The sequence below is a fragment of the Nitrosomonas oligotropha genome (genome assembly GCF_009833085.1).
GTDB lineage: Bacteria > Pseudomonadota > Gammaproteobacteria > Burkholderiales > Nitrosomonadaceae > Nitrosomonas > Nitrosomonas oligotropha.
The window spans coordinates 1-23,981 of record NZ_QRBZ01000042.1 but is presented as its reverse complement, the minus strand read 5'-3'; the positions used below and the strand labels follow the sequence as shown (position 1 = coordinate 23,981).

General features: G+C 49.6%; 21 protein-coding genes and 1 pseudogene. 6 read left to right on the top strand and 16 right to left on the bottom strand.

Features of this window, described 5'->3' with window-relative positions; all coding sequences use genetic code 11:
• Positions 1-83: 83 nt before the first annotated feature.
• From ABD07_RS13070 to ABD07_RS13060, 3 genes are all read right to left on the bottom strand, one after another.
• The gene (locus ABD07_RS13070) at positions 84-893 is read right to left on the bottom strand and encodes a formylglycine-generating enzyme family protein (RefSeq protein ID WP_160818656.1); all 810 of its coding nucleotides are present in this window, start codon (positions 891-893) and stop codon (positions 84-86) included.
• Between the two features lie 497 nt (positions 894-1,390).
• Positions 1,391-1,726 carry a DUF4156 domain-containing protein gene (locus ABD07_RS13065; RefSeq protein ID WP_160818655.1) on the bottom strand — a complete coding sequence of 112 codons (336 nt, stop codon included), beginning with the start codon at positions 1,724-1,726 and terminating at the stop codon, positions 1,391-1,393.
• 107 nt (positions 1,727-1,833) lie between these two features.
• Positions 1,834-2,613: a DUF5995 family protein gene (locus tag ABD07_RS13060; RefSeq protein WP_240142559.1), complete on the bottom strand. Its 780-nt coding sequence runs from the start codon at positions 2,611-2,613 to the stop codon at positions 1,834-1,836.
• A 316-nt stretch (positions 2,614-2,929) separates the two neighbouring features.
• Between ABD07_RS13060 and ABD07_RS13055 the strand changes: the two genes are divergently transcribed.
• Entirely contained in the window at positions 2,930-3,916 is a 987-nt protein-coding gene (locus tag ABD07_RS13055) for a malate dehydrogenase (protein ID WP_160818654.1), read from the top strand.
• 52 nt (positions 3,917-3,968) lie between these two features.
• On the opposite strand, the gene ABD07_RS13050 is transcribed toward ABD07_RS13055, so the two are convergent.
• The gene (locus tag ABD07_RS13050) at positions 3,969-5,243 is read right to left on the bottom strand and encodes a lytic murein transglycosylase (protein WP_160818653.1); all 1,275 of its coding nucleotides are present in this window, start codon (positions 5,241-5,243) and stop codon (positions 3,969-3,971) included.
• 1 nt (position 5,244) lies between these two features.
• Positions 5,245-5,685, bottom strand: a complete 441-nt coding sequence (gene fur, locus ABD07_RS13045; protein ID WP_090316694.1) for a ferric iron uptake transcriptional regulator — start codon at positions 5,683-5,685, stop codon at positions 5,245-5,247.
• Between the two features lie 50 nt (positions 5,686-5,735).
• Between fur and ABD07_RS13040 the strand changes: the two genes are divergently transcribed.
• The 3 genes from ABD07_RS13040 to ABD07_RS13030 are packed head-to-tail and all read left to right on the top strand — an operon-like array spanning position 5,736 to position 7,861.
• Positions 5,736-6,206 (top strand): outer membrane protein assembly factor BamE, encoded by a 471-nt coding sequence (locus ABD07_RS13040; RefSeq protein ID WP_240142558.1) that lies wholly within the window; start codon positions 5,736-5,738, stop codon positions 6,204-6,206.
• A gap of 24 nt (positions 6,207-6,230) precedes the next feature.
• Entirely contained in the window at positions 6,231-7,037 is an 807-nt protein-coding gene (dapB, locus tag ABD07_RS13035; protein ID WP_160818652.1) for a 4-hydroxy-tetrahydrodipicolinate reductase, read from the top strand.
• A 20-nt stretch (positions 7,038-7,057) separates the two neighbouring features.
• Complete coding sequence (locus ABD07_RS13030) at positions 7,058-7,861, top strand: symmetrical bis(5'-nucleosyl)-tetraphosphatase (RefSeq protein ID WP_160818651.1); 804 nt, start codon at positions 7,058-7,060, stop codon at positions 7,859-7,861.
• Here the strand turns inward: ABD07_RS13030 and ABD07_RS13025 are convergent.
• From ABD07_RS13025 to ABD07_RS12980, 11 genes and pseudogenes are all read right to left on the bottom strand, one after another.
• Positions 7,812-8,606 carry a lysophospholipid acyltransferase family protein gene (locus tag ABD07_RS13025; protein ID WP_160818650.1) on the bottom strand — a complete coding sequence of 265 codons (795 nt, stop codon included), beginning with the start codon at positions 8,604-8,606 and terminating at the stop codon, positions 7,812-7,814. The genes ABD07_RS13030 and ABD07_RS13025 overlap by 50 nt on opposite strands.
• A 154-nt stretch (positions 8,607-8,760) precedes the next feature.
• Positions 8,761-9,078 (bottom strand): P-II family nitrogen regulator, encoded by a 318-nt coding sequence (locus tag ABD07_RS13020; RefSeq protein ID WP_108697719.1) that lies wholly within the window; start codon positions 9,076-9,078, stop codon positions 8,761-8,763.
• A gap of 51 nt (positions 9,079-9,129) precedes the next feature.
• Positions 9,130-10,086, bottom strand: a complete 957-nt coding sequence (locus ABD07_RS13015; RefSeq protein ID WP_108697720.1) for a sodium-dependent bicarbonate transport family permease — start codon at positions 10,084-10,086, stop codon at positions 9,130-9,132.
• Positions 10,087-10,383: 297 nt separating this feature from the next.
• Entirely contained in the window at positions 10,384-11,658 is a 1,275-nt protein-coding gene (locus ABD07_RS13010) for an ATP-binding protein (protein WP_160818649.1), read from the bottom strand.
• Positions 11,633-12,328, bottom strand: a complete 696-nt coding sequence (locus tag ABD07_RS13005) for a response regulator transcription factor (RefSeq protein WP_160818648.1) — start codon at positions 12,326-12,328, stop codon at positions 11,633-11,635. The genes ABD07_RS13010 and ABD07_RS13005 overlap by 26 nt, the downstream gene beginning before the upstream one ends.
• A 30-nt stretch (positions 12,329-12,358) precedes the next feature.
• The gene (gene hemE, locus ABD07_RS13000) at positions 12,359-13,432 is read right to left on the bottom strand and encodes a uroporphyrinogen decarboxylase (RefSeq protein ID WP_160818647.1); all 1,074 of its coding nucleotides are present in this window, start codon (positions 13,430-13,432) and stop codon (positions 12,359-12,361) included.
• Between the two features lie 150 nt (positions 13,433-13,582).
• Entirely contained in the window at positions 13,583-14,704 is a 1,122-nt protein-coding gene (locus ABD07_RS12995; protein ID WP_160818646.1) for a deoxyguanosinetriphosphate triphosphohydrolase, read from the bottom strand.
• Positions 14,701-15,798: a 3-dehydroquinate synthase gene (gene aroB / locus ABD07_RS15080; RefSeq protein WP_240142561.1), complete on the bottom strand. Its 1,098-nt coding sequence runs from the start codon at positions 15,796-15,798 to the stop codon at positions 14,701-14,703. Before aroB ends, ABD07_RS12995 begins: the two co-directional genes overlap by 4 nt.
• A gap of 60 nt (positions 15,799-15,858) precedes the next feature.
• Positions 15,859-16,317: pseudogene (locus ABD07_RS15075) on the bottom strand (shikimate kinase); the annotation flags it as partial.
• Positions 16,318-16,463: 146 nt separating this feature from the next.
• The gene (locus tag ABD07_RS12985; RefSeq protein ID WP_160818644.1) at positions 16,464-19,622 is read right to left on the bottom strand and encodes an efflux RND transporter permease subunit; all 3,159 of its coding nucleotides are present in this window, start codon (positions 19,620-19,622) and stop codon (positions 16,464-16,466) included.
• An 11-nt stretch (positions 19,623-19,633) separates the two neighbouring features.
• Entirely contained in the window at positions 19,634-20,734 is a 1,101-nt protein-coding gene (locus tag ABD07_RS12980) for an efflux RND transporter periplasmic adaptor subunit (protein WP_240142557.1), read from the bottom strand.
• Between the two features lie 435 nt (positions 20,735-21,169).
• Between ABD07_RS12980 and ABD07_RS12975 the strand changes: the two genes are divergently transcribed.
• Both ABD07_RS12975 and ABD07_RS12970 read left to right on the top strand, forming a co-directional pair.
• Positions 21,170-22,879, top strand: coding sequence for a multicopper oxidase domain-containing protein (locus ABD07_RS12975; RefSeq protein WP_160818642.1), 1,710 nt, complete (start codon positions 21,170-21,172; stop codon positions 22,877-22,879).
• Positions 22,876-23,865, top strand: a complete 990-nt coding sequence (locus tag ABD07_RS12970; protein WP_160818641.1) for a copper oxidase — start codon at positions 22,876-22,878, stop codon at positions 23,863-23,865. Before ABD07_RS12975 ends, ABD07_RS12970 begins: the two co-directional genes overlap by 4 nt.
• Positions 23,866-23,981: the final 116 nt, after the last annotated feature.

Below are 23,981 nucleotides of genomic sequence, written 5' to 3'. Positions count from 1 at the left end.
AAGATGCAATAAGTGCAACGCATTGCACCATAACCATTTACCCCAAAACGGTGCAATGCCCTTCGGTTATTGCACCCTACGCCTCATTGACCTCGAGCAAGGCGAAAACCAATCCTGTGACTGTGATCGTTTGAAATGCTTAAGATGCGACGAGCAGAACGGCAAGCTCTGCCATCCGTGAAAAATGCACCACCTCGCACAATGTGATCGGTGCCCGACTCCGATCCTTGCGGATCGGTAACTTGGTGTGGCGGATAACTATCATACAAATCCCTACAGCATTCCCAAATGTTACCGTGCATTTGATATAGCCCCCAGTCGTTGCACGGCAACTCCTTCACCGCAACGGTTTTCTCCCGGTATTCACTCTTGCGGCCATTGTTGTAGGGTGTTGTTCCATCGAAATTCACCAACGACGAATCGATCTGCTCGCCCCAACTGAACGGTGTGGTGGTTCCGGCGCGGCAGGCGTATTCCCATTGCGCTTCCGTCGGCAGGCATAATTTCAGTTCCGCTTTTAGACCGTTCATCTTGCTGATGAAGGCTTGCGCACCATTCCAACTGACACTTTCCACCGGCAGTTCATCTCCTCTAAATCGACTCGGATTATCACCCATCACCGCTTGCCACAACACTTGCGTCACTGGCGTATCCGCAATCCAAAAACCTTTGGTCAACGTCACTTGGTGCTGCAGCTCATTATCGAATCGCTCCGATTCATTCTCCGGCGATCCCATCAAAAACGTCCCCGGTTCGCACCAGCGGAATGCTTGCCGCACGCCTTTGTACGTGAACGCCATCCACAGCCCGAATTCATCCTCGCCCCAATCCGATGCCCAGTTTTCCGGGAATTCTTCGGGGAAAATTGTGTGTTTTCGGATATAAATGGTCATTCGATGCTCAAAAAAGCTGTCAATTGCTTGTTCATTTCAAAATTCTGCTTTTGAGAATTGACTTGCAGCACGAACTAAAACCTATCCGGTTCGATGTGGCGTTCATGGATCTGCATAATTTTTGATTAGAAATCATCTCGATTCTTGTTTCATCGTGCCATTATTTCTATCTACCGCTCATAGCTTTCAGGGAATTCGCTGCATGCAAGGTATTGGATTTTCTTGCACTCTGCTGTGACAATAATCACAGACACAACAGCGCAATTATCGGATACTGTTCCTGACATCACGCAGAATTTAAACCTCCCTCCTTTTTCTGCTATGTCCTTCAACTTTTCCCCGGTAAAGCTGGGGATACTTCTCGGTCAAATGGACTTCACTGTCCATTTGACTTTTTTTATACCGGAAGCTCATTTCTGACAAAACTCAGTCAGTACGCGATTATTCAACCAACGCGGATTTCACCACTTGTTCAAGCGTTATGGGAGAAAATCACGCTAATTCATATTCGTGCGTTTGGGTTGGAAGCACTGATAAACACCAAAACTGCGTCTGCCATCGCCAATTTCCGAAATAGGGATGATCGTATCGCCTCCCATCAGAGCTGCTTCGTTGCGGGCGAGATCGGCTAATTCTTCGGCCACCTTGTCTGCATCGCGGCTGAATATGACACGGCTGACAACTTTTGCATTCACTTTCCCCAGCCGTTTGCACGGCTCGACCGCTTTAGCCGATTGCACCAGACGCACGCCCTCGCCTTGCGGTGTGACTTGCACCCATGCGCAGGAAGACAGTATTAAAACGCCACCAATAGCGGCAAAGATTATTTTCATTGGATGGCTCCTGTATTAGGCAATAAGATTTAAGCAGATGGCTGCTGTTTCGCTTTGAATTATTATCCTTCATTAGCTGCAAATACTCTTGAACACACACCAATACATTATTCCAGAATTTCAATGCGCTGACGCGTAGTTCCCCGTTCGCCCAGGCGAATGATGCCGATAATCAGTGACCCGTAAAAACCCGGGTGGGAAATCACGTTTGAGAACAATGCCATCATGACATCTTTCTCAACAATAGCCTGTTTACGCTGCGCTTCGGACAAAGGCGATAATTTTTCCGCGAATGACCAAGCCGCATCGCGCGCTTTTTTCATACTGAAATTGATGATCGCGGTCTCGACATTGCCCAGATTACGATTGGAGAATCCCAGGATAGGCCAGATTTCCGCCAATTCATCTTGCACGCCACCGACCAAACTCGCCAATAGCTGATTGATTTTCTCAAAATCCCCTTTGAGGTTTTGTAATTCCCCCGGCGGTACAGTTTCCGCCGCAGCGATCCCCAGATCCAGATTGATATGCGCATTCATGCCGAGTAATAAATGCTGCAGCACGATCGGCCACCATTGCCCGGTTGCATCAAACGCGCGCGTCCAGCATTGGGTCGGCGTTTGTCCTGTTTGGCGGAGATAACACGCCCGGATATAGCGGTTAGCGAAAATCACATCAAGACGCTCCATACGCGGACCGTCGGCAAAGTAGTTTTCAGCAATACCTTGCTTCACTTGAATCGTGACCTTACGGTATAAAGCAGCAAAGTAGCCCATGCGGGAATTATTTTGTTTCGACCACTCAACGATGGCGGTTAGCTGCTCGATCACTTCATCGATTGTAGTCGCAGGGGTAGCTATCGCGGAAGGAAAGCTGGTATCGGTCATTACATCTCCTAACAAATTTATGAACTTTCGCATCATACGCAATGCTTGCCGTGATGCAAGTCACGGATACGAATAAACTTCGTATGTTTGCCGGTCATTCCGCATAACCTGCGCGTTGAATCCTACAATGTAACTCTGTCCTTGTTGGTTACCGTCCACTATTTTGTTATGCAATCAACACGCTATCGCAATCTTATTTTGATAAGCAAACTTGCTCTTCCGCGGGACTCTGATTGCAAGTATAATTCCGTTCACTTTTCCCCATATACCGCCAATTTTCCAGCCTTATTGGTGGCTTTTCGAGGATTGGAAAAAAATGAAATTGCCTATTCGTATTGCTGTTACCGGCGCAACCGGACAGATTTGTTATAACCTGTTATATCGCATTGCAGCAGGCGAGATGCTTGGCAAAGATCAGCCGGTTATTCTGCAATTACACGACATTACCGACGCGCAACCATTGTTTGATGGCATCGTCATGGAGTTATATGACTGTGCGTTTCCGCTGTTGAGCGGAATTATCACCACGGATAACCCGGAAGTCGCATTTAATAACGCGGATATCGTTTTGCTCGTGGGCGCACGGCCGCGCGGCGAAAATATGGAACGCAAGGATCTGCTAGCAGCCAATAGCCCAATTTTTATCCAGAATGGCAGAGCACTTAATTCTGCCGCAAAACGTAATGTCAAAGTATTGGTCGTTGGCAATCCCGCCAACACCAATGCCTACATCACGATAAAAAACGCTCCCGATCTGGATCCCGGCAATTTCTCCGCGATGCTGAGACTGGATCATAACCGTGCATTGTCGCAAGTTGCGTTAAAACTTCGCGTACCGGTATCGGATATCAAACGAATGATCGTGTGGGGAAATCATTCCAATACGCAATTTCCTGATTTAAGTCATGCCACCGTTGGGAACAACAGTGTTTCCTCGTTAATTACCGATCCTGCGTGGATAGAAAATCATTTCATTCCGGTCGTGCAGAAACGTGGCACAGCCATTATCGAAGCACGCCGCGGCAAGTCCAGCGCGGCCAGCGCGGCCAATGCCATTATCAATCACATGCAGGATTGGATTTTTGGCACCCGGGAAGGGGACTGGGTATCGATGGGTGTGCCTTCGAATGGCAGCTACGATATACCACGAGGCGTCATCTACAGTTTTCCCGTTACCTGTAAGAACGGTGAATATAAAATTGTCGAGGGACTGGAAATCAGTCCATCGGACCGGGAAAGAATGCAAAAAAGCTATCAGGAACTCATTGCCGAACAAGAAGCGATCAAGCACTTACTGGCTTAAACCGCAGCACTTACTCTCCCACAAATCGCAATCTGCGTCGTTAATAAGCGCTTTAGCGCGGCCCGGCGCTAGCCGCTTCACGAACGGCAATCAATATCCCCGCATCCAAATGACCATCCGCAATACGTCGTGTTTTCTGTTGAAAAAGACTGATTGCCTTGCGGGTAGCTGAACCCAAGATGCCATCGGCCTCCCCGGCATCAATTCCCAGCGCGGTTAAATCCATTTGAAGCTGACGTACTTGCTCCCGGGATATTTTTGCCGAATCCACCGGTGGCGCGCGGAATAAAGGGGTCGCACCCGCGATGCGGTCCGCCAAATGCCCAACGGATAAGGCATAAAACTCGGAGCGGTTCCAGCGCATGATGATATAAAAATTCTTCGTCACCAAGAATGCAGGACCTTGATAACCCGAAGGAATGATTAATGCTGCTTTTTGTGCCCCCGGCGCCAATGGCGCTCCCGAAGTCGTCGTGACTCCTAAGGTTGCCCACTCTTCCAAGCTCAGCATCTGATCGCGCCCTGCAAGCGAGTAATCAAAGGATCGCGGTAAAAGCACTTCTTGCCCCCAATTTAAACCGGGAACCCAACCCAACTGCTGCAAGAAATTGGCGGCAGACCCCATCGCATCCGGAATACTGCCCCATAGATCGCGCCGTCCGTCTCCGTCGACATCCTTGGCATAGCGCAAAAAAGTCGATGGCATGAATTGCATATGTCCCATCGCACCTGCCCAGGAACCGATCATGCGTTCCGCGGTGATATCGCCCGCATCGACAATCCGCATGGCGTTGAGCAACTCTTGAGTAAAAAAGGTGCTCCGGCGCGTGTCACAGGCCAGCGTCGCCAGCGAATCGAGCACCGACCAGTCGCCAAAATGACCGCCGTAACTGGTCTCCAGTCCCCAGAAGGAAATCAGAAATTGCGCCGGAATACCGCTTTCCCGCTGAATTTTATCCAGCAAAGCATGATGTTTGGCATACAGTTCCCGGCCGCGCTGTACGCGCTCTTCATTGATCCGTGTTGTGAAATAATTTGCAAATGTTTGCGTGAATTCGGGCTGGCGCCGATCCAGTTCAATAATGCGCGGCAAGCGTTTGACCTTACTCAGCACTTGATTGACGGTGTTATCGGAAATACCCTCCAGGCGCGCTTGCGATTTCATTCTGGCGATACATTCGCCAAAACCGCTGTCATCGGCATAAACCGGCTGTGTGCAGGTTAAAATCATGAACGCCGCACCCCATCCTGTTTTCCACCAGCTGCGCTGCTTGTGCGTGAAACGAAAGAGATCGCTACAGTGATGAGGGATGGCCGCTGGCATCATATTATTTTCGGTGCGGACAGTTTTGCTTCGTACAATCCGCGTAAAGCGACAACGAATGTTCTTGCAGCGTAAAACCGCGTTCCTTCGCAATGGCTATCTGCCGTTTCTCGATCTCTGCATCGTAGAATTCCTCTACGCGGCCACATTGCAGGCATACCAAATGATCATGATGGCCATCCCCTTTCAGCTCAAACACGGCTTTGCCGCTTTCAAAGTGATGCCGCTCCAATAACCCGGCTTGCTCAAATTGTGTCAAAACACGATAGACAGTAGCCAGACCAATATCCTCGCCTTCGCTGATCAGCTCTTTATAAACATCTTCCGCCGACAGATGACGCACGCTGCTTTGCTCAAATAGATTTAATATTTTAAGTCTGGGCAGTGTTGTTTTAAGACCAATATTTTTGAGATCAATACTTTTCAGATCGTCGAAGTTACCCATGGTTATCTCTGTCTAGAAAATTATTTACTGTATCATATGCTGTGTTCACTTTGGAAACATATAATATCAACAAAATGGTTGCAAAATTTTCCGTATTGATCGCTTTTCTGCTGCTGACAGGATGTTCATTGCTTCCTCATGTTCTCTATAAAATCGATGTGCAGCAAGGTAATGTGGTAACAGAAGAAATGCTGGAAAAACTAAAACCCGGCATGACAAAATCCCAGGTGCTTTTTGTTTTAGGATCCCCGCTCATCATGGATGCCTTCCGCGACAATCGCTGGGATTATGTCTATCTATTTCGTAAACACGGCGATCTCGTTGAACAAAAACGGGTAACCCTTTTCTTTGCGGATGATGCCTTGTCCAGTATTGAAAATTACTTAGCGCGTTCTCCGGATCCCATAAAACCCAAATCGGTTCAAGCACAAACGGAGCAAAAAACCGGGCAAAAAGAAATGGTAATCGACGATGACGACGATCTATGTAACGTACCCAGCACAGTCTCTATAAAACCTTAACTATCACACTATTTATTGCAGAAAATGATTACGCAAAAAATCGCTATTGCCGGAAGCTCCGGCCGCATGGGCCGTACCTTGCTGGAAGCGGTGACACAAGCACCCGATATGCAGCTTGCAGCCGCATTGGAACGAATTGACAGTCCTTATTTGAATAAGGATGCCGGCGAATTAATCGGCGCTCATTGTGGCGTCCCGATTGCCAGCGATTATGCGCAGGCCCTGAAAAGCTGTCATCACTTAATCGATTTCACGCGTCCTCAAGGCACCCTTGCCCATCTCTCCGTGTGCCGGGAAGCGGGCGTAAAAATGGTGATCGGCACCACCGGTTTCTCAGCGGAAGAAAAAGCTTTGCTGCAACAAGCCGCTCAAGATATCGCCATCGTATTTGCGCCCAATATGAGTGTCGGTGTGAATGTTACTTTCAAATTACTGGAAATCGCCGCGAAAGTTCTCAATGAAGGCTACGACATTGAAATCGTCGAAGCGCATCACCGCCATAAAGTGGATGCTCCCTCAGGCACCGCTTTGCGCATGGGTGAAGTCATCGCCGATGCACTGAAAAGGGACTTGAGTAAGGTAGCGGTATATGGCCGTGAAGGCGTAACCGGCGAAAGAAAACCGGAGACCATCGGATTTGCGACTATTCGCGCCGGCGATATCGTCGGCGATCATACCGCCATGTTTGCCGGTATCGGTGAACGCGTGGAGATCTCTCATAAAGCCAGCAGCCGGATGACTTTTGCCATGGGTGCATTGCGCGCCGTGCGCTTCCTTGCCGACAAGCCCAATGGTTTGTTCGATATGCAGGATGTACTGGGTTTGCGTTAACATTCTTCATCGCTAATTTCATGGCAACGTATGCGATCGGTGATTTACAAGGCTGTTTCACCGAATTTCACCGGTTGCTCGAAGTTATTCGCTTTGATCCCGCTCAGGATAAGCTTTGGCTGGTAGGCGATATCGTTAACCGCGGTCCCGATTCGCTGCCATTGTTGCGCTATATCAAACAGGCCGGCGATCCGATACGCATGGTTCTCGGTAACCATGATTTGCATTTGCTCATGGTTGCTGCAGGAATGGCCAGAAACCACCCCAGCGACACAATTCAAGCGATTCTCGATGCACCTGACCGCGATGAGCTGTTGCATTGGCTGCGGCAGCAAAAATTATTTCATTTTGAGAATGAACACGCCATGGTGCATGCCGGATTATTACCATCGTGGTCTATTGCACAAGCCGGACAACTTGCACGGGAAGTTGAAACTGCACTACGTCACGACGATCACCATGAGTTATTCGCACGCATGTACGGCAACGAGCCCAATTATTGGCAAGACGAATGGACCGGCTATATCCGGCTTCGGGTCATCATCAACGCAATGACACGCATGCGGGTATGCACGCCGGACGGGCGGATGAATTTCGCTTTTAAAGGCGATCCGCAATCCATTCCGGACGGTTATATGCCATGGTTCAGTTTACCGCACCGGATCAGTCGGGACACCACGGTCATTTGCGGCCATTGGTCCGGATTAGGTTTGCACATCAAGGACCATTTAATCGCGTTGGATAGCGGTTGCGTATGGGGAGGTCAATTGTCCGCTATCCGGTTGGAAGACCGGAGAATTTTTCAGATTCCTTGTGCGCAATAGGCAGCGATAAAGTATTCGCAACCGCTTGCTCAGACAAGCGCGCCAATTCCCGCCGGTTTTTCATGCCACAGGCAATCGGTGAATCGAATGTCAGTTCTACATCGATACTGGTAAGACTCAGAATTTTTTGTAACGACAAGATCAATGAGGGGTCGATATAAGCGGCTTCCTTGCAAATGCCGCCGAGGCTATCGCGATAGCCGATTGCAACCGGATACAGCATGGCATCCGCAGTGACAGCCGCTTGCAGCAATGAGGCATGAAAGTGGTTGATCTGTGTGCCGTCGGTTGTAGTGCCTTCGGGAAATATCGTCACCCGCTCGCCCTTATCCAGCACATCACTGATTTGTTGATTGATGCGCAGCGTATCGCTCCGTTTTGCACGTTCGATAAACAAGGTACCGGCATTCCGGCTGAGCAAGCCTAAAACAGGCCAGCGGCTAATTTCGGCTTTGGCAACAAAACGAGTCGGACATGCCGCCATCATGACACAAACATCCAGCCAGGATACATGATTCGCTGCAAACAAAACCCGCGGCATATCGGTCGTGGGTAATCTGCCGTGGCAATGCAACCGGATCGCAAGAACGGACAATAAACCGGCCGCCCAGCGTTGCATCATAGCGCGCTGAATCGATAAAGGAAAATAGGGATAAACAATCGATTGCAATACACCTGAGATCACATGCAGCAGTAAATGCATCAGGCGAATAATGCGCAATAGCAGCGGTGTATTTTTTTGCATGTAGTGAATTGTGCAGATGAACAGGGTTGGTAATGATTGCTGCACCTAACCATACCATTATTTTGCAAAAAACTAAGCGGGCTGTAATACGCACAAGAAATTTTCTTGCGCGTATTACAGAAACTAAACTATGACTCTATACAAAAAACATCAATCAATAAGAAATAGCCGGTCCTTCAAGCCAGAGGCAATCCGAAATCAGACACATACCACCCAAGCCTTTCAATACGGGTCTCAGTTCATTGACGATCTTTTGTGCTTGCTCGTCTTTACAGGCGAGAACAACCATAACATTTTCCTGTTCCATCAAAACATCACCAGGATCGCGAACACCGCGTGATCCGAGCCCGCCTGCTTGCTTCAAAACCGTATAACCACGCACTGAGCATCTTTCCAGCAATTCCGTCAATTGTTCAAGTTGTTCGATACCAACAACAATCTCGAATCGTTTCATTGCGATTGAATTATTCATATTTTTTCCCGAAAAGTCAGATAATTATTAAATAAACGGTAACAATAGTTTTTATACCGCAATGCCATGAAACCAATGCGACATTTCCCAGTAAATCGGTACACCGATAAAGATGTTAAAGGGGAAGGTTACACCTAGAGAAGCACCAATCGACAACGCAGGATCGGCATCCGGTACGGCAATGCGCATCGCTGCGGGAGCGGCGATATAAGAGCAACTGGCATACAACACGGCCAGCAACATCGTGCCACCTTCTGACAAACCGAATATCCAACCCAAATAGGCGCCAAACATTCCAGCTGTTAATGGAAACAGAATACCAAATGCGATAATAAAAATTCCTTTGTCCATCACCGCTTTCAGCCGTGCTGCTGCCAGCAGACCCATTTCAAGCAGGAAGAACGCCAAAACGCCCATGAATAAGTCCATGAACATTTTATCCAGCGGTGATACCAGCTTAACCACGCCCGCGTAATAACCGATCAGTACACCAACAATCAACAGATAAAGACTGGTGCCGGTCAAAATTTCGTGCATCAACTTGCCCCACTGGGTTTTTTCACCGCCAGCACCCGCACGCGCAAGGACTGTACCGGTTACCAACGCAGGAATTTCCATCAACGCCATAATGAGAACCATATAACCTTCGGAAGGCTCGTCTTTCGCAGCCAGGAAAGCCACACCCACGGCAAAGGTCACCGCACTCACCGAACCATAATGCGCAGAGATAGCACCTGCATCGGCCTGGGTGAATTTACCGATGAATCTTAAAATCGGATATGCGGTCAGTGGAATCAATGCTGCTAAAACAACCATAGAGGCAGCAATTGGCAATACTTCCATGATCTCGTACTTGGCCATCGATACGCCACCTTTAAAGCCGATAGCGATCAACAGAAAAAGACTTAAACTCTTATACAGCGCTTCGGGGATTTTCAAGTCAGATTTAATGACACCTGCCAAGACCCCCGCAACAAAAAAGAAAACTACCGGTTGTATAGTAGTCATTCAACACTCCCTATTTATTAGTTATATAGTTTATAAAAATCTTTAACAAACAGCATCTAAGAAGATACCGCAGATTAAAAACACAACAAAAATTCCAGGAAACTGTGAGGTTTCTTGGGGAAATCCATTTCGTTAAAACCGAGATTTCACAAAAAGTAAAAATCTTGGAAATCTATGGCACAAGAAGCACACGTCTTAGATCTGGAAACCCGTGAGTGAATTGCCTTTCACACGGAAACGTTAACACAGGAAATGTGAAGAAATCGTGAAGATAAAGAAATGCTATTTACTAAATAATTAAGGAAAAATGATATGAAAAGTCGTGCCTTTTCCTGGCGTGCTATCGACCTCGATACTCCAACCGTAGTGATTGCAAATCCGCTTAACTATCGCAAGCCCTATGCCCAGTCCTTCTCCTTGCGTCGAACCGCGGAAGAACCGTTCGTAGAGCAGCGGCAGATAGGCCGGTTCTATTCCTATGCCGGAATCTGAAACGGACAGCCGCCGATCATTAAATTCGATCCGGATATAACCTTTCTGAGTATATTGCACAGCATTACGGATCAAATTCATTAATGTCGTATGTAAAGCCTGCCGGTTGACCGTCAGCACGACATCCGGAGCAATCAGCACTTCAAAAGTGAGATTTTTCCTGGCAATCTCGACACACAATGGATCTGCGGCGTCATAAACACATTCAGCCACAGCCACAGTTTCTATGACACCCAACGCCTGTTCACGCGCAAGAAACAGCAAAGCTTGCAATTGTTCCCCCATACGGGCGGCGGCAGCTTCGATCATCTTCACGCGATGATAGGCTTTAATTGGAATATCGGCGCCAGCAATCAGTAGCTCACAGCTGGTCAGAATGGTCGTGATGGGAGTTCTTAGTTCATGACTGATATTCGCTGTAAACTCTTGTTCACGCTGCAGCATCCGCTTAATCCGATTCTGATAATCGTCCAGTGCCCGCGCAAGCTGCGCAACTTCCTCGTCCATATCCTGCTGGGCCAAAAGCCCATGTTGAACATCACCCGGAGCTAAACGATTGACTCGTTCCGCCAAGTCCGTCACTTGCTGAACCAGGACTCTGGCGAGTAAATAACCGACAAAAAAGGCGATTCCAACCACGACAAGCCATGACAGTACAATCAATAGCCTTAGTTCCTGCAAGCGTTGCTTATGTAACGTAATGCGATAGGCCACCACAAATTTTACTTCACCGATGGCGTGCACTAAGACATGAAAGTCATCCGTACCATAATAGATTCTATGATAATCCGGGTTGAGTCCGCGCAAATATGCAGGAAGCCGCAACTCTTCCTCCATATTGTGGACGACGTAGCTTTTAAGATGTGAACCGACCTGGGAAATAAAATCCGAGTGTTTCTGATAGCGATGAACAAGATGATCCATTTCCATCTTAATCACTTGTTCAATATGCGCTTCCTCGATGTTATCGGAAGCAAAATAAAGAATGATGCACAGGGTGCCCACAGTAAAAATACTGAATGTCGCCAATGCCACGGCGACACGGTAGCGCAGGCTACGTTCTATCGGAAATCTGTGCACGAGAGGTTAAGCAGTAACCAAGTCCATGAACCGTTTCAATAGGATCGTATCCGCCAGCTTTGGTTAGCGCGCGCCGTAAAATATGCATATGGCTACGCAACGTATCGCTGGTTTCCTGAACATCCTCCCATGCTTCCAATTCGAGCTCTTCCCGGCTGAATACTTTACCCGGCTCGCTCATCATCAATGCCAATAAACGAATGCACTTGGGCGGAAGTTTGACGCTCTTGTTTTCAAAGCGAATGGAAAGCGTTTTAGGATCAAAGGAAAGTTTGTCAAATTCCAATGTGCGGTTGGCCACTTTGCCGACATAGCGTTTATGCATGGCCAGCAAGCGCGCCTCCACTTCTTTCAATGCAAAGGGTTTGATCAAGTAATCGTCCGCCCCCTGCTCGAAGCCCGCCAGTTTATCTTCCAGCGTGTCACGGGCTGTGAGCATCAGAATCGGCGTATCGATCTGCGATTCCTGGCGCAATTTCCGGCACAACGTCATACCGTTCATGCCGGGCAAACCGAGATCCAGCAGAATGGCATCAAACCGCTGCGTCACAGCAAGATGAAGTCCTGCTACACCATTGACCGCCGCATCCGCCGTATGCCCCCGGGATTCCAGAAAATCATACAGATTGGCGGCAATCGCCAAATCGTCTTCAATAATCAGTATATGCATACAACCACCTGCAGTGAGATTTAACTTTTGTTAACCTCTTGCCCCATGGAATTCACGGCTTAAGGTATGAACAGCATCCACCAGGGCTGCGGCATTCTCCGGCGGCGTAAACTGAGAAATGCCATGGCCCAGATTAAACACATGACCGCTGCCATTGCCATAACTGGCCAATATCTTCGCTACTTCTGCGGTGATGACCTCCGGAGATGCAAAAAGCACCGACGGATCCAGATTTCCCTGCAAAGCAACCTTATTGCCCACACGCCGCCGCGCATCGCCGATATCGATGGTCCAATCCAATCCAACCGCATCGCAGCCGATGTCCGCAATGGCTTCCAGCCAGAGCCCCCCACCCTTAGTAAACACGATGCTGGGAATACGCGCGCCATCGTGTTCCCGTTTCAATCCGGCAATAATTTGCTGGATATACCGCAGCGAGAACTCTTTATACGCTGAATGCGAAAGCGCACCGCCCCATGTATCAAAAATCATAACCGTCTGCGCACCGGATTCAATTTGCGCGTTAAGGTAAGCGATCACCGCTTTAGCATTCACATCCAGTATATGATGCAGCAACTCCGGGCGCTGATACAGCATGGTTTTAATTTCCCGGAATTCGGTACCGCCGCGCCCTTCCACCATATAACACGCTAATGTAAAGGGGCTGCCGGAAAAACCGATCAAGGGCACACGATTATCCAATGCTTTACGGATTTCCGAAACCGCATCCATGACATAGCGTAAATCCGTATTGGGATCCGGAACTTTCAATGCGCGAATTTCTTTTTCCTCACGCAGAGGGTGTTTAAACATCGGCCCCTCACCCTGGGCAAAATACAATCCCAGCCCCATTGCATCAGGTATGGTCAGAATATCCGAAAACAATATGGCGGCATCCAATGGAAAACGAGCCAGCGGTTGCAGGGTGACTTCGGTCGCAAACGCAGGATTTTTGCACAAGGATAAAAAATCTCCGGCGCGCGCCCGGGTAGCGTTATATTCCGCCAGATAGCGGCCTGCTTGCCGCATCAGCCAGACAGGTGTGTATTCAACGGGTTGTTTCAGTAATGCGCGTAGGAACGTATCATTCTTCAGTGTTGTCATTAAAAAGCCTATGTTTTATCTTTCTTTTGAAAGGCTGTTTCTATCCAGAATCAGGCCTTTTTTCAATCGTTAATATTACCAGCGAATAACCATCACGTATATTGCTAATCCGGCAAATGCAGCAGCCGGTGCTTTAACAGCCGCTGAAAATTAACTTTCCGCGATGGTAAATAAGCGCTGATATTCTTTGATCGCATAGCGATCTGTCATTCCGGCAATATAATCCGCAATTGCCTGATGTCCTTCCTGTGCAAATTTTTTCTGATACTTCACCGGCAGCAATTGCACTTCCGTGCTGAATGCCGCGAACAGCCGCTCGATCGTGTGACGCGCTTTGTTACTCATGCGCACCACACGAAAATGCCGGTACAAATTATCGAACAAAAATTTCTTCAACTCCTGCTGCTCCAGCTTTATCTGCTGGCTAAAACCGATCAGTGGCGGCGCTGCATGCACATCGGCCAAACCCGCGATACCGGCATCCTTGATATTGCAGGTGCTTTGCCGGGTCAGATCGGTGACCAGTGTATTGATCATGCTGCGGATTGTTTCATAAACCATTCGGCGTTCCGGCAACACGGGGTATTTATCTTGCACCTGTTGCAAGTGGCGCGAAAAAATCGACACTTCTTGCAACTGCGCCAATGTGATTAAACCCGAGCGCAGCCCATCGTCGATGTCATGATTGTTGTAAGCGATTTCATCGGCAAAATTGGCCAGCTGCGCTTCCAGCGAAGGTCTTTTATGCTGCAAAAAACGTTCTCCTAACGAGCCCAGTTTGGGAATATTTTTCCTTGCCACATGTTTGATTATTCCTTCCCGCGTCTCATAGCAGAGATTCAGGCCGTCAAAAGCCGCATAACGCTCTTCCAGCACGTCAACCACGCGCAAGGATTGCAGATTATGTTCAAAACCGCCGTAATCGCGCATGCAGTCGTTCAACGCATCCTGACCAGCGTGCCCAAACGGCGTATGCCCCAGATCGTGCGCCAGTGTGATGGCTTCAACCAGATCCTCATTCAATCCCAAGTTTCTCGCAATCGAGCGCCCGATCTGCGCCACTTCCAAGCTATGCGTCAGACGCGTACGGAACAAGTCGCCTTCGTGATTGACGAACACCTGGGTTTTATATTCCAGACGGCGGAAGGCAGCGGAGTGAATGATGCGATCGCGGTCGCGCTGAAACTCACTGCGCCCGCTCGCTAGTTCTTCATGAATCGCCCGCCCGCGCGAATTATCGCAAGACACGGCATAAGCAACCCGATGACTCATTCCGCCATGCAAGCCAGGATGGTTTCATTCAGAACGGCGGCTGCGATATCCGCGCGCATCACCGCTTCACCGATGCGATTCAGCACAATAAAGCGCGTTTTTCCGGATTCCACTTTCTTATCCAGCAACATCAATTCCAAATATTTCTCCGCGGGCATTTTCGGCGCGACAACCGGTAATCCGGCCTGGATAAAAATCTTGCGGATGCGCTGAACATCCGCTTCGCCAATCAACTTCATGCGCCGGGATAATTCCGCCGCCATGACCGTTCCGGCCGCCACGGCCTCGCCATGCAGCCATACGCCATAACCCATGCCGTTCTCAATCGCATGACCGAAAGTATGCCCCAGATTCAGCAACGCCCGGATACCCTTTTCCTTTTCGTCCGCAGCGACAATTTCCGCTTTATTTTCGCAACTGCGCTGAATCGCCTCGTTCAAGGTCACCGGATCGCGCGCCAGTAAACGGTGCATATTTTGCTCCAGCCAATCGAAAAAGGCCGGATCGCGGATCAAACCGTATTTGATGACTTCCGCCAGCCCCGCTCGCAACTCTCGATCGGGCAAGGTGTTTAACGTTGCGCTATCGGCCAATACCATCAGCGGCTGATAAAAAGCACCGATCATATTTTTACCTAATGGATGATTGATGCCGGTTTTACCGCCCACCGATGAATCCACCTGCGCCAGCAGCGTTGTCGGAATCTGAATAAAAGGCACGCCGCGCAAATAAGTGGCTGCCGCGAATCCGGTCAGATCGCCGACCACACCGCCGCCGAGCGCCAATATCGTGGTATTCCGTTCGCAGTGATTTTTTAACAGCGCATCGAAGATGATATTGAGCGTTTCCCAGTTTTTATGCGCTTCCCCGTCCGGCAGAATAATCGGCATCGTGCGAACCCCCTGCTTTTCCAGCGCCGTTTGCAGTTTTTCCAGATAGAGCGGCGCCACGGTGGAATTGCTGACGATAGCGACGCGCTTTTGCGGCAAGCACGATACGATCAAATCAATGTGCTGCAGAATACCGCGTCCGATATGGATCGGATAACTGCGCTTCTCCGCTGACGGAGTAAAATCAACCGTAATGGTTTGCATAATATTGCTCTGATCACCTTGCATGATAGTGTTGAAATCAATCGATATTAATTTGTTAATCAGTTTTTGCACTAAAAAACGCACACCTTGTTTTCCGCTGTCGATAATGACATGGGCGGTTTCGCGGTACAGCGCATCGCGTTGCACATAGAGTTCATTCAATCGGGCGTACAAATTATGTGTTTGTAGCAAGGGCCGGTTTTTATCGTGGCGGGTGCGCCGGTACAGATCGTTAACCGATGCACGCAAATAGATCACGATACCGCTGCGCTTCAGCAATTGACGGTTTTCAGGATTCAAAATGGCGCCGCCGCCGGTAGCTAAAATGATGTTCTGTTTCTTAGTCAATTCAAGCAGCGCTTCCGACTCCCGTTTGCGAAAACCGGCTTCGCCTTCAATCTCAAAAATGACCGGAATTTTTACCCCGGTACGTTCCTGAATCTCATGATCGGAATCGACGAACTCCTTGTCCAGTGAACTCGCCAAGGCTTTGCCAATAGTCGTTTTTCCGGCTCCCATCATACCGACCAGAATGATATTGGTGTTCCCCAGTTTTTTCTGAATGGGTTGCAGTATTTTCGTTTTGCTTAAATTCATAGGTGCGATTGTAGCCGAATTCGCATTCCGTTCGCAGGGGCACCTACGGTTTCAGCGCTGCCAATAAACTACTCCCGGGGTTTCTTGATGGGTTTGTAAGACAATGCTGCGGATTGCCGCACCGCATTCTGCCGGGTTTCAGCTGACATGCTTTTCTGATTGCGCACAAACCAGGAAAAAAACAACGGTACGAATATCGTCGCCACGCAAGTGGCCATGATCATTCCGCCAAAAACACCGGTCCCCATCGATTGACGCGCCGCCGAACCGGCGCCGGTGGCGATCACCAAAGGCACCACGCCCAGTATGAACGCCATCGACGTCATGACAATAGGCCGGAAACGCAATTGCGCCGATTGAATAGCCGCTTCCTGAATGCTCATCCCCTCTTTCATTTTCTGGCTGGCGAATTCAACCAAAAGAATGGCGTTCTTTGCGGTTAACCCGATTAACGTCACCATACCGATCTGAAAATAAATATCGTTGGGCATATCGCGCAGTAGAATCGCCACCAGCGCGCCAACCATTGCGAATGGAATCGCCATGATGACCGCCAGCGGCAAGGCCCAGGTTTCAAATTGCGCCGCAAGAATCAGAAAAACCATCACCACCGCCAAACTGAAAGCGAAAATCGCCGCCGAACCCATTTTCTTTTCCTGGAATGCGGTACCGGTCCAGGCGATTTGATACCCTTCCGGCAACGTCTCGGCGGCGATACGCTCAACCAATGCAATCGCTTCGCCGGAACTGACGCCATGCGCAGCACTGCCGACTATTTTGGCCGACAGTAATCCATTAAAACGCTCCAATTGCTCCGCACCGGCGATATGCTTTACCTTGCTCAGCGCCGACAGGGGAATCATCGCGCCGGATTGCGCCCGCACGTACACTTTCCCTAAATCTTCCGCTGTCATGCGATAAGCCGCCTCCGCCTGCAATTGCACACGATAGGTCCGTCCGGAGCGGTTAAAGTCGTTTACGTAAAAGGATCCCATGGTACTTTGCAACGTGGCATAGATTTCCGAAATGGGAACGCCTTGTGTGATCGCTTTGGCTTCATCGACTTCAATAAAATATTGCGGCACCGTCGAACGTAAAAAAGTATTGACGCTGGCCAGTTTGGGATCTTGCTTCAACGCTTGCATCAACTCATTCACCACGGCGGTCAATTGCGCGGTATCCGAATTGGTGCGGCTTTGCACATATAACTCAAACCCGCCGGTACTTCCCAAGCCGCGTATCGCCGGCGGATTAAACGCGATCGCCAGACCATCCGGCTGCTGCGCACCGACCAGGAAAAGCTTACCGACAATATCGGCTGCCGTCGTCGTGCGTTCCGACCAATCTTTCAACCGCACAAACATGGTCGACACGTTGGTTTTATTACCGCCGCCAATGAAATCCAGTCCGTTCACGGCAAACTGAAAGGCCACGGCGGGTTCCTTGCCCATCTCGGTACTGATGGCGTTGGCCGTCTTGGTTGTTCGCGCCAGCGTTGCACCGTCGGGCAGGATGACCGCCGCGATGACATATCCTTGATCTTCCGGCGGCACAAAACTATCTGGGATGTTTTTGACCAGATAAGCCAGACCGGCAATCATCACCACAAACAGCAATATGCTCCGGCCGCTATGGCGCAGGCTCAAACCGACCGTATCGACATACAACCTGCGCACACGCTCAAAGTGATCATTAAACCAATCAAAAAAGACCGAGCGCCGATGTGAGGAGCGCAGTAAAACTGCGCACAGTGTCGGTGTCAGAGTCAATGCCACAATGCCGGAAATCACCGCGGCCACCGCCACCGTCACGGCAAACTGCTGGTACAGCTCACCGGCAATACCGCCTAGAAAAGCCACCGGAATAAAAACCGCCGCCAGAACCATCGTCATCGCCACCACCGCGCTCGATACTTGCCGCATCGCCTTGATGGCGGCATCGACCGGTGATAGATTCTCCTGCGACATCAAACGCTCGATATTTTCCAGCACGACGATCGCATCATCGACCACAATCCCGATCGACAGCACCATCGCAAACAGCGTCAGCGTATTGATCGAGTACCCGAGCAACCACAGTCCGGCAAAAGTACCGATCAAGGAAATCGGTATGGCAATAATCGGAATCAACGTCGCCCGCCAGCTCTGCAAAAATACATACACCACCAGAACCACCAGCAGCATCGCTTCACCCAGTGTTTTCACCACTTCCCAGATAGACGCTTTCACAAATACGCTGGTGTCATACGAAATAAAGTATTCCAAACCCTCGGGAAAATAATGCTTCAGTTCATTCATGCGGGCTTTCACCGCCGCAGCGGTTTCCAGCGCGTTGGTGCCGGTGCGCAGGAAAATGCCGACCCCCAAGCCCGGTTCACCATTCAGCAAAGTCTGCGCAGAATAATCCTGCGCGCCCAGTTCAATGCGCGCCACGTCCTTGAGATACAGCACGCCACGTGGCCCGTCCGAGCGCAAGATAATATTTTCAAACTCTTCCGGTTCCAGTAACCGGCCTTTCGCGGTTACGGTATAGACCAATTGCTGATCCGCAAGCGCAGGCTCCTGGCCGATTTTACCGACGGCCTGCTGCGCATTCTGCGTGCGGATGGCATTCGCGATATCGCTGGTGGTGATGCCTAGCTGCGCCATCCGGTCGGGCCGCAGCCAAATGCGCATGGAGTAATCCTGCGCACCGAAAATCCGCGCTTCGCCAACACCGGTTGCGCGCCGCAAATCATCGAGAAGGTTATTGGTGATGAAGTTGCTCAGAAACAGCGTGGTATGTTTGGGATCCTTTGAAGTCACGGCAAAGACCAGCAGCAGATCGTTCGAGCGCTTCTGCACGGTAATACCCGAGCGTCTGACTTCATCGGGCAAACGCGCCAATGCCGTGTTGATTTCATTGCTGACATTGAACGTGGCGCGGTCTATGTCAGTGCCGATTTCAAATGTGATGGTAATGGTCAACCGTCCGCTGGAATCCGCACTCGAGCTAAAATACAGCAAACCTTCAATGGCGCTGAGTTTCTCCTCAATCGGCGCAGCCACCGTTTTGATCATCGTGTCGGCATTCGCGCCCGGGAAGGTTGCGGTTACGATAACCGTCGGCGGCGTGATTTTCGGATATTGTTCAACCGGTAATTGCGTAGCCGCCGCCAATCCGGCTAAAACGATAATGATCGACAATACCGATGCGAAAATCGGCCGGGTAATAAAAAATTGAGCCATGAATGCTGTTGCTAGTTATTGATAGAGTCTGCGCCCGGTTGTAAGGAAAGAGACTGATCCCGCAGTTGCGGCTCGATCTTTTTGCCCGGCATCAGTTTGATGAGATTGTCAACCACCACACGATCACCGGTTTGCAATCCTTCCAGAACAATCCAGTCTTTCCCCATCCAGTTATCCACGATAACGGAGCGTTGTGTGGCTTCATTGTTGTCGTTCAGCACATAGACAAAACGTCCTCTGTCCGAAGTCAGCACGGCCACCTGCGGCACCATGAAAACAGCCCTAGGTTCCCCGGCGGTGACCCGTATCCGGACAAATTGCCCGGGAAACACGCGCTGATCTTCATTGGCAAAGGTTGCGCGCAATTGCTGCGTACCGAGCTGCGGATCGATTTTACTCGCGGCAAAATTGATTTTTCCTTCTTTCTGATATTCCGATCCATCCGGCAGAATCATTGTTACACGATGCACATTTTTTTCGCTTAAGTGCCCGCCCAACCCAGCGACTTCATTATCCGCGAAACTGAATCTCACCCAGATCGGCGATAATTGCGTCAAGGTCGTCAGCAAGCTGCTATTGGCTGATACCAGCGTGCCTTCGGACAATTGCGAACGGCCTGTGACACCCTTTTCCGGCGCTCTGACAGTTGTATAGGAAAGATTGAGTTCCGCCTGCTGCACACGGACTTTGGCTGCCTGCAAAGCGGCCGCGGCAATCGCCAGATCGGCCTTAGCCAAGTCATAGGCGCGTTGACTGACAAAATTTTCCGCTAACAACTGCCGTTGCCGGTCTTCATCGCTTTTCGCGCGCAGTACCCGCACATTCTGTTCTTGCAGCGCCGCCTTGGCTTCCGCCAAAGCGTTCTGAAACGGTTCCGGATCGATCAAAAATAACGGCTGTCCGGCTTCCACAGCCATCCCTTCGGTATACAACCGCTTGAGCAAAATACCGCCCACGCGCGGACGGATTTCAATTTCCTTGGCGCCTTCGGTTTGCGCGATCGTTTCCAGGCTGACCGGCGCTATCACCGGTTGTACAATCACAATCGTGGCTGGTATCGCTTGATCTTTACTGGGTGCCGGTTGCGCAGGTTTGTTACCGTTACATGCCATCAGCAACAAAGCCATTAAAGCATAACAGCAGAAATTGACGCATCCCTGCTGACCGATTCCGGCGGTTCGTGGAAATTGTGAATAGCGGTGGTCGAAAAAAGTTAAAAAACGGGGGATTATCACTCGAGTCATTACTTCAAAAATTAAAAATTCAAAATTCTATTCACTATGGAAAAACCACAAAAGCAGAATTGGGTTCTGTATAATAGCCGCTCATGGTAGCTTGACGGATAATGTAGAAGTATTGCATATATGAAGATAAGATATTCCTCATAATTTTACCTGCCAGCAAATACACAATTAAGTGTTTGTGCCTACAGTTCTGTCATAGCCGTTAGATCTGACTATTGAACTGATACCCGTCGTATTAAAACTGCTTGATCTGATCAGCCATATTTATTTTTAATACTCGATAAATTTTAAAGGTGCGTTAATATGCCTATTCGTATTGTTATTGCCCTATTGATTGTTTCATTGCTGTCGTCAGCAGCGGTCCAGGCATCGCTGAAACTGCCGGAAACAGTGAAAGTTGATCCGGCCGCGTTAACCGCAGAGCCCATGTGCGATCCTAAGATTTCACCGGCATGGCGGGAAGCTCAGGAAATTGATGGCGTAAAAATTGCAGCGTCGCCCGGTTGCAGTCCGGACAATCCCGCCTGGATCGCAGCGGCAGTCAAAGGAACCAATCACGTTTCCATGGATACCTTGATGAAAACCGGCCTTTCGCCGGATGCCATCATCAAAACTGACGATCTGGACGGCGACGGTGACCCCGACCGGATTGTCATCAAATTGGAAATCATGGAATTGAATGGCAAATCGCCCGATTTTCCCGGCTTGGTGCCAACGTTCGACATCGCTCCGGGTGTACAACCGGGTGCTTGGGTATTTGCACCGAAAACCAGCGGCATGTCGACCGAGAATTTTGAAAGTGTCCGTGCTAACCCCCTATTGCGCCTGCCCTCACCCGTGATCCGGGTTGAAGTGGGTGATATCGTTCAAATCGTACTGGAAAACACGCACTACTTCCCCCACAGTATCCATCTGCACGGTGTGGATCATCCCTTCTCGCATAAAGATCATGGCGGCAATGACGGCGTACCGCAAACCAGCGAGAAAGAATTGATGCCGGGCGAGCGGCGCATCTATGAATTTCAGGCGCGTCAGCCGGGTACCATGTTTTATCATTGCCACGTGCAAACGCATACCCACTTGGCGATGGGACTGGCTGGCATGATCGTGGTTGAAGAAAACAGACCGAATAACTGGTTGCAGACGCTGAATATCGGCGCGGGTCATGTCCGCCACTCTTCCGTTGCCGTGCGTGAAAATTTCGATCAGGAATACGATCTGCACTATCACGCAATGGATAAAGAACTCAGTGCAATCACACAGAAATACAACGATCCGCGCCTCATCGCGCGCGACATGAATCAACGCTATGACATCACCGATGCAACCGAGGATTATTACACTCTGAACGGTTTGTCGTTTCCTTACACATTAAGAGAATCGCTGATCATCGTTGAACCCGATCAAAAAATAAAATTACGTCTGCTCAACAGTGGCGGCGAACTGATCGCCGTCCATACGCACGGTCATCATGCCACGATCACGCATTACGACGGCGTAGAACATAACCCGGTCGCTCAAATCATGCGCGACGTATTCGACATGGCCCCAGCACAACGCCTCGACCTAAAACTGGAAACCGTCAACGATGGAAAACACAGTTACGGCGAAGGCGATTGGTTGATTCACGATCACCGGGAAAAAGGGATTACCACCAACGGCATGGCCGAAGGCGGCAGCATGAGTTCAATCGTTTACAAATCCTACCTGAACGATAGCGGCCTGCCGAAAGTCAGTCACTTCGGTATTGATCTCAATAAATTCTTTACCAAGGAATATTACGAAAGAAGAATTCCGGTCTGGCAGGATCTGGATGAATGGTCCAGCCTCGGTTCACCCGGCGGGCAAACCAGTCTCAGTGCACAAGCACAGACCTCATTGTTGAATGGTGTGATCGGTCTGTTGATAGGACTGGTTATTTATCTGATTTTCGCCAAACGGGAGCAAATCAAACAAAGCGCTATTGCGGCAGTTTCCCGCCTAAAAGGAACCAAAGGGGGTAACCAAAAATGATAAAAACGACAACCACTACTTTCTTACTTGCCGGAATTCTTGCAATCGGTTCGAACGCCATTGCTCAGCAAAAAACAAACGGCGGTGAACATGATCATAGCGGTCACGGCGTGAATCAGGCTCCGGCAGCGGTCGAGAAGCAGCAGGCCGAGGATCATAGCGGTCATGATCACAGCGCGCATGATCAGAGCATTCATGACCACAGTGCGCATGATCATAGTGATACGCATGACATTAGCGCGGATCAGCATGCTGATCACAGTGCCCATGACATCAGCGCGCAATCCGCCGAGCACGGCGATGGGCAGCACCATCACCATATGGATCATGACCATATTATGGATCACGAAGGCACCATGATCATGGGGCAAAACCTCGACAAACTGCCCAGCAGCTGTAAGAGCATTTCCGAGGAAGTGGAAATTACCGTGCGCGCCGGCAGAAAATATTCCGCCAAATTTCCCGGTACCGCTTTTGCCTTCGATCAACAGCAATGGCACGTCAAGCCTTGCTCCAAAGTCACCTGGCACTTTGTCAACGAAGATAATATCCGGCACCAATTCATGATGCACGGATTACCCAAATACCTATATAAATATGGCATGTTCCACCTGGAAGTAACCGGACCCAAAACGGTCACCGGCACCATCATCGTACCGGGATCGGACGATACCTTTCTCGTCCATTGCGACATTTCCCATCACATGGAAAAAGGCATGAAAGCCCAACTGGTGGTTGGAAAAGGATCCGAGAACATACCGAGTATTCCCGGTGTAACACCTTATAACATCAACGATACTTACGAAGCGGAAAATCTGCCCAAGGCCTCGGATAAAGCCGAGCAAAGCGCAATGGTGCGGCAAATCACGGCATTCACCAATAATAATTTCCAGAACTACGGCATGATGCTGATTGGCGCGCTTATCGGACTACTGTGCATACCACTGTTCAAGAAAATCCCGTTTCGCACAAAGAAAGCTGATTAAATTCAGTAACAATCGATCAGTTCAGCAATAAAAAAACGGCCGGACACATCCACTAGTGGATGTGTCCGGCCGGTTTTTTTTTTTTTTACCTGCAGTCCCCAAAAATTTAAAAAACT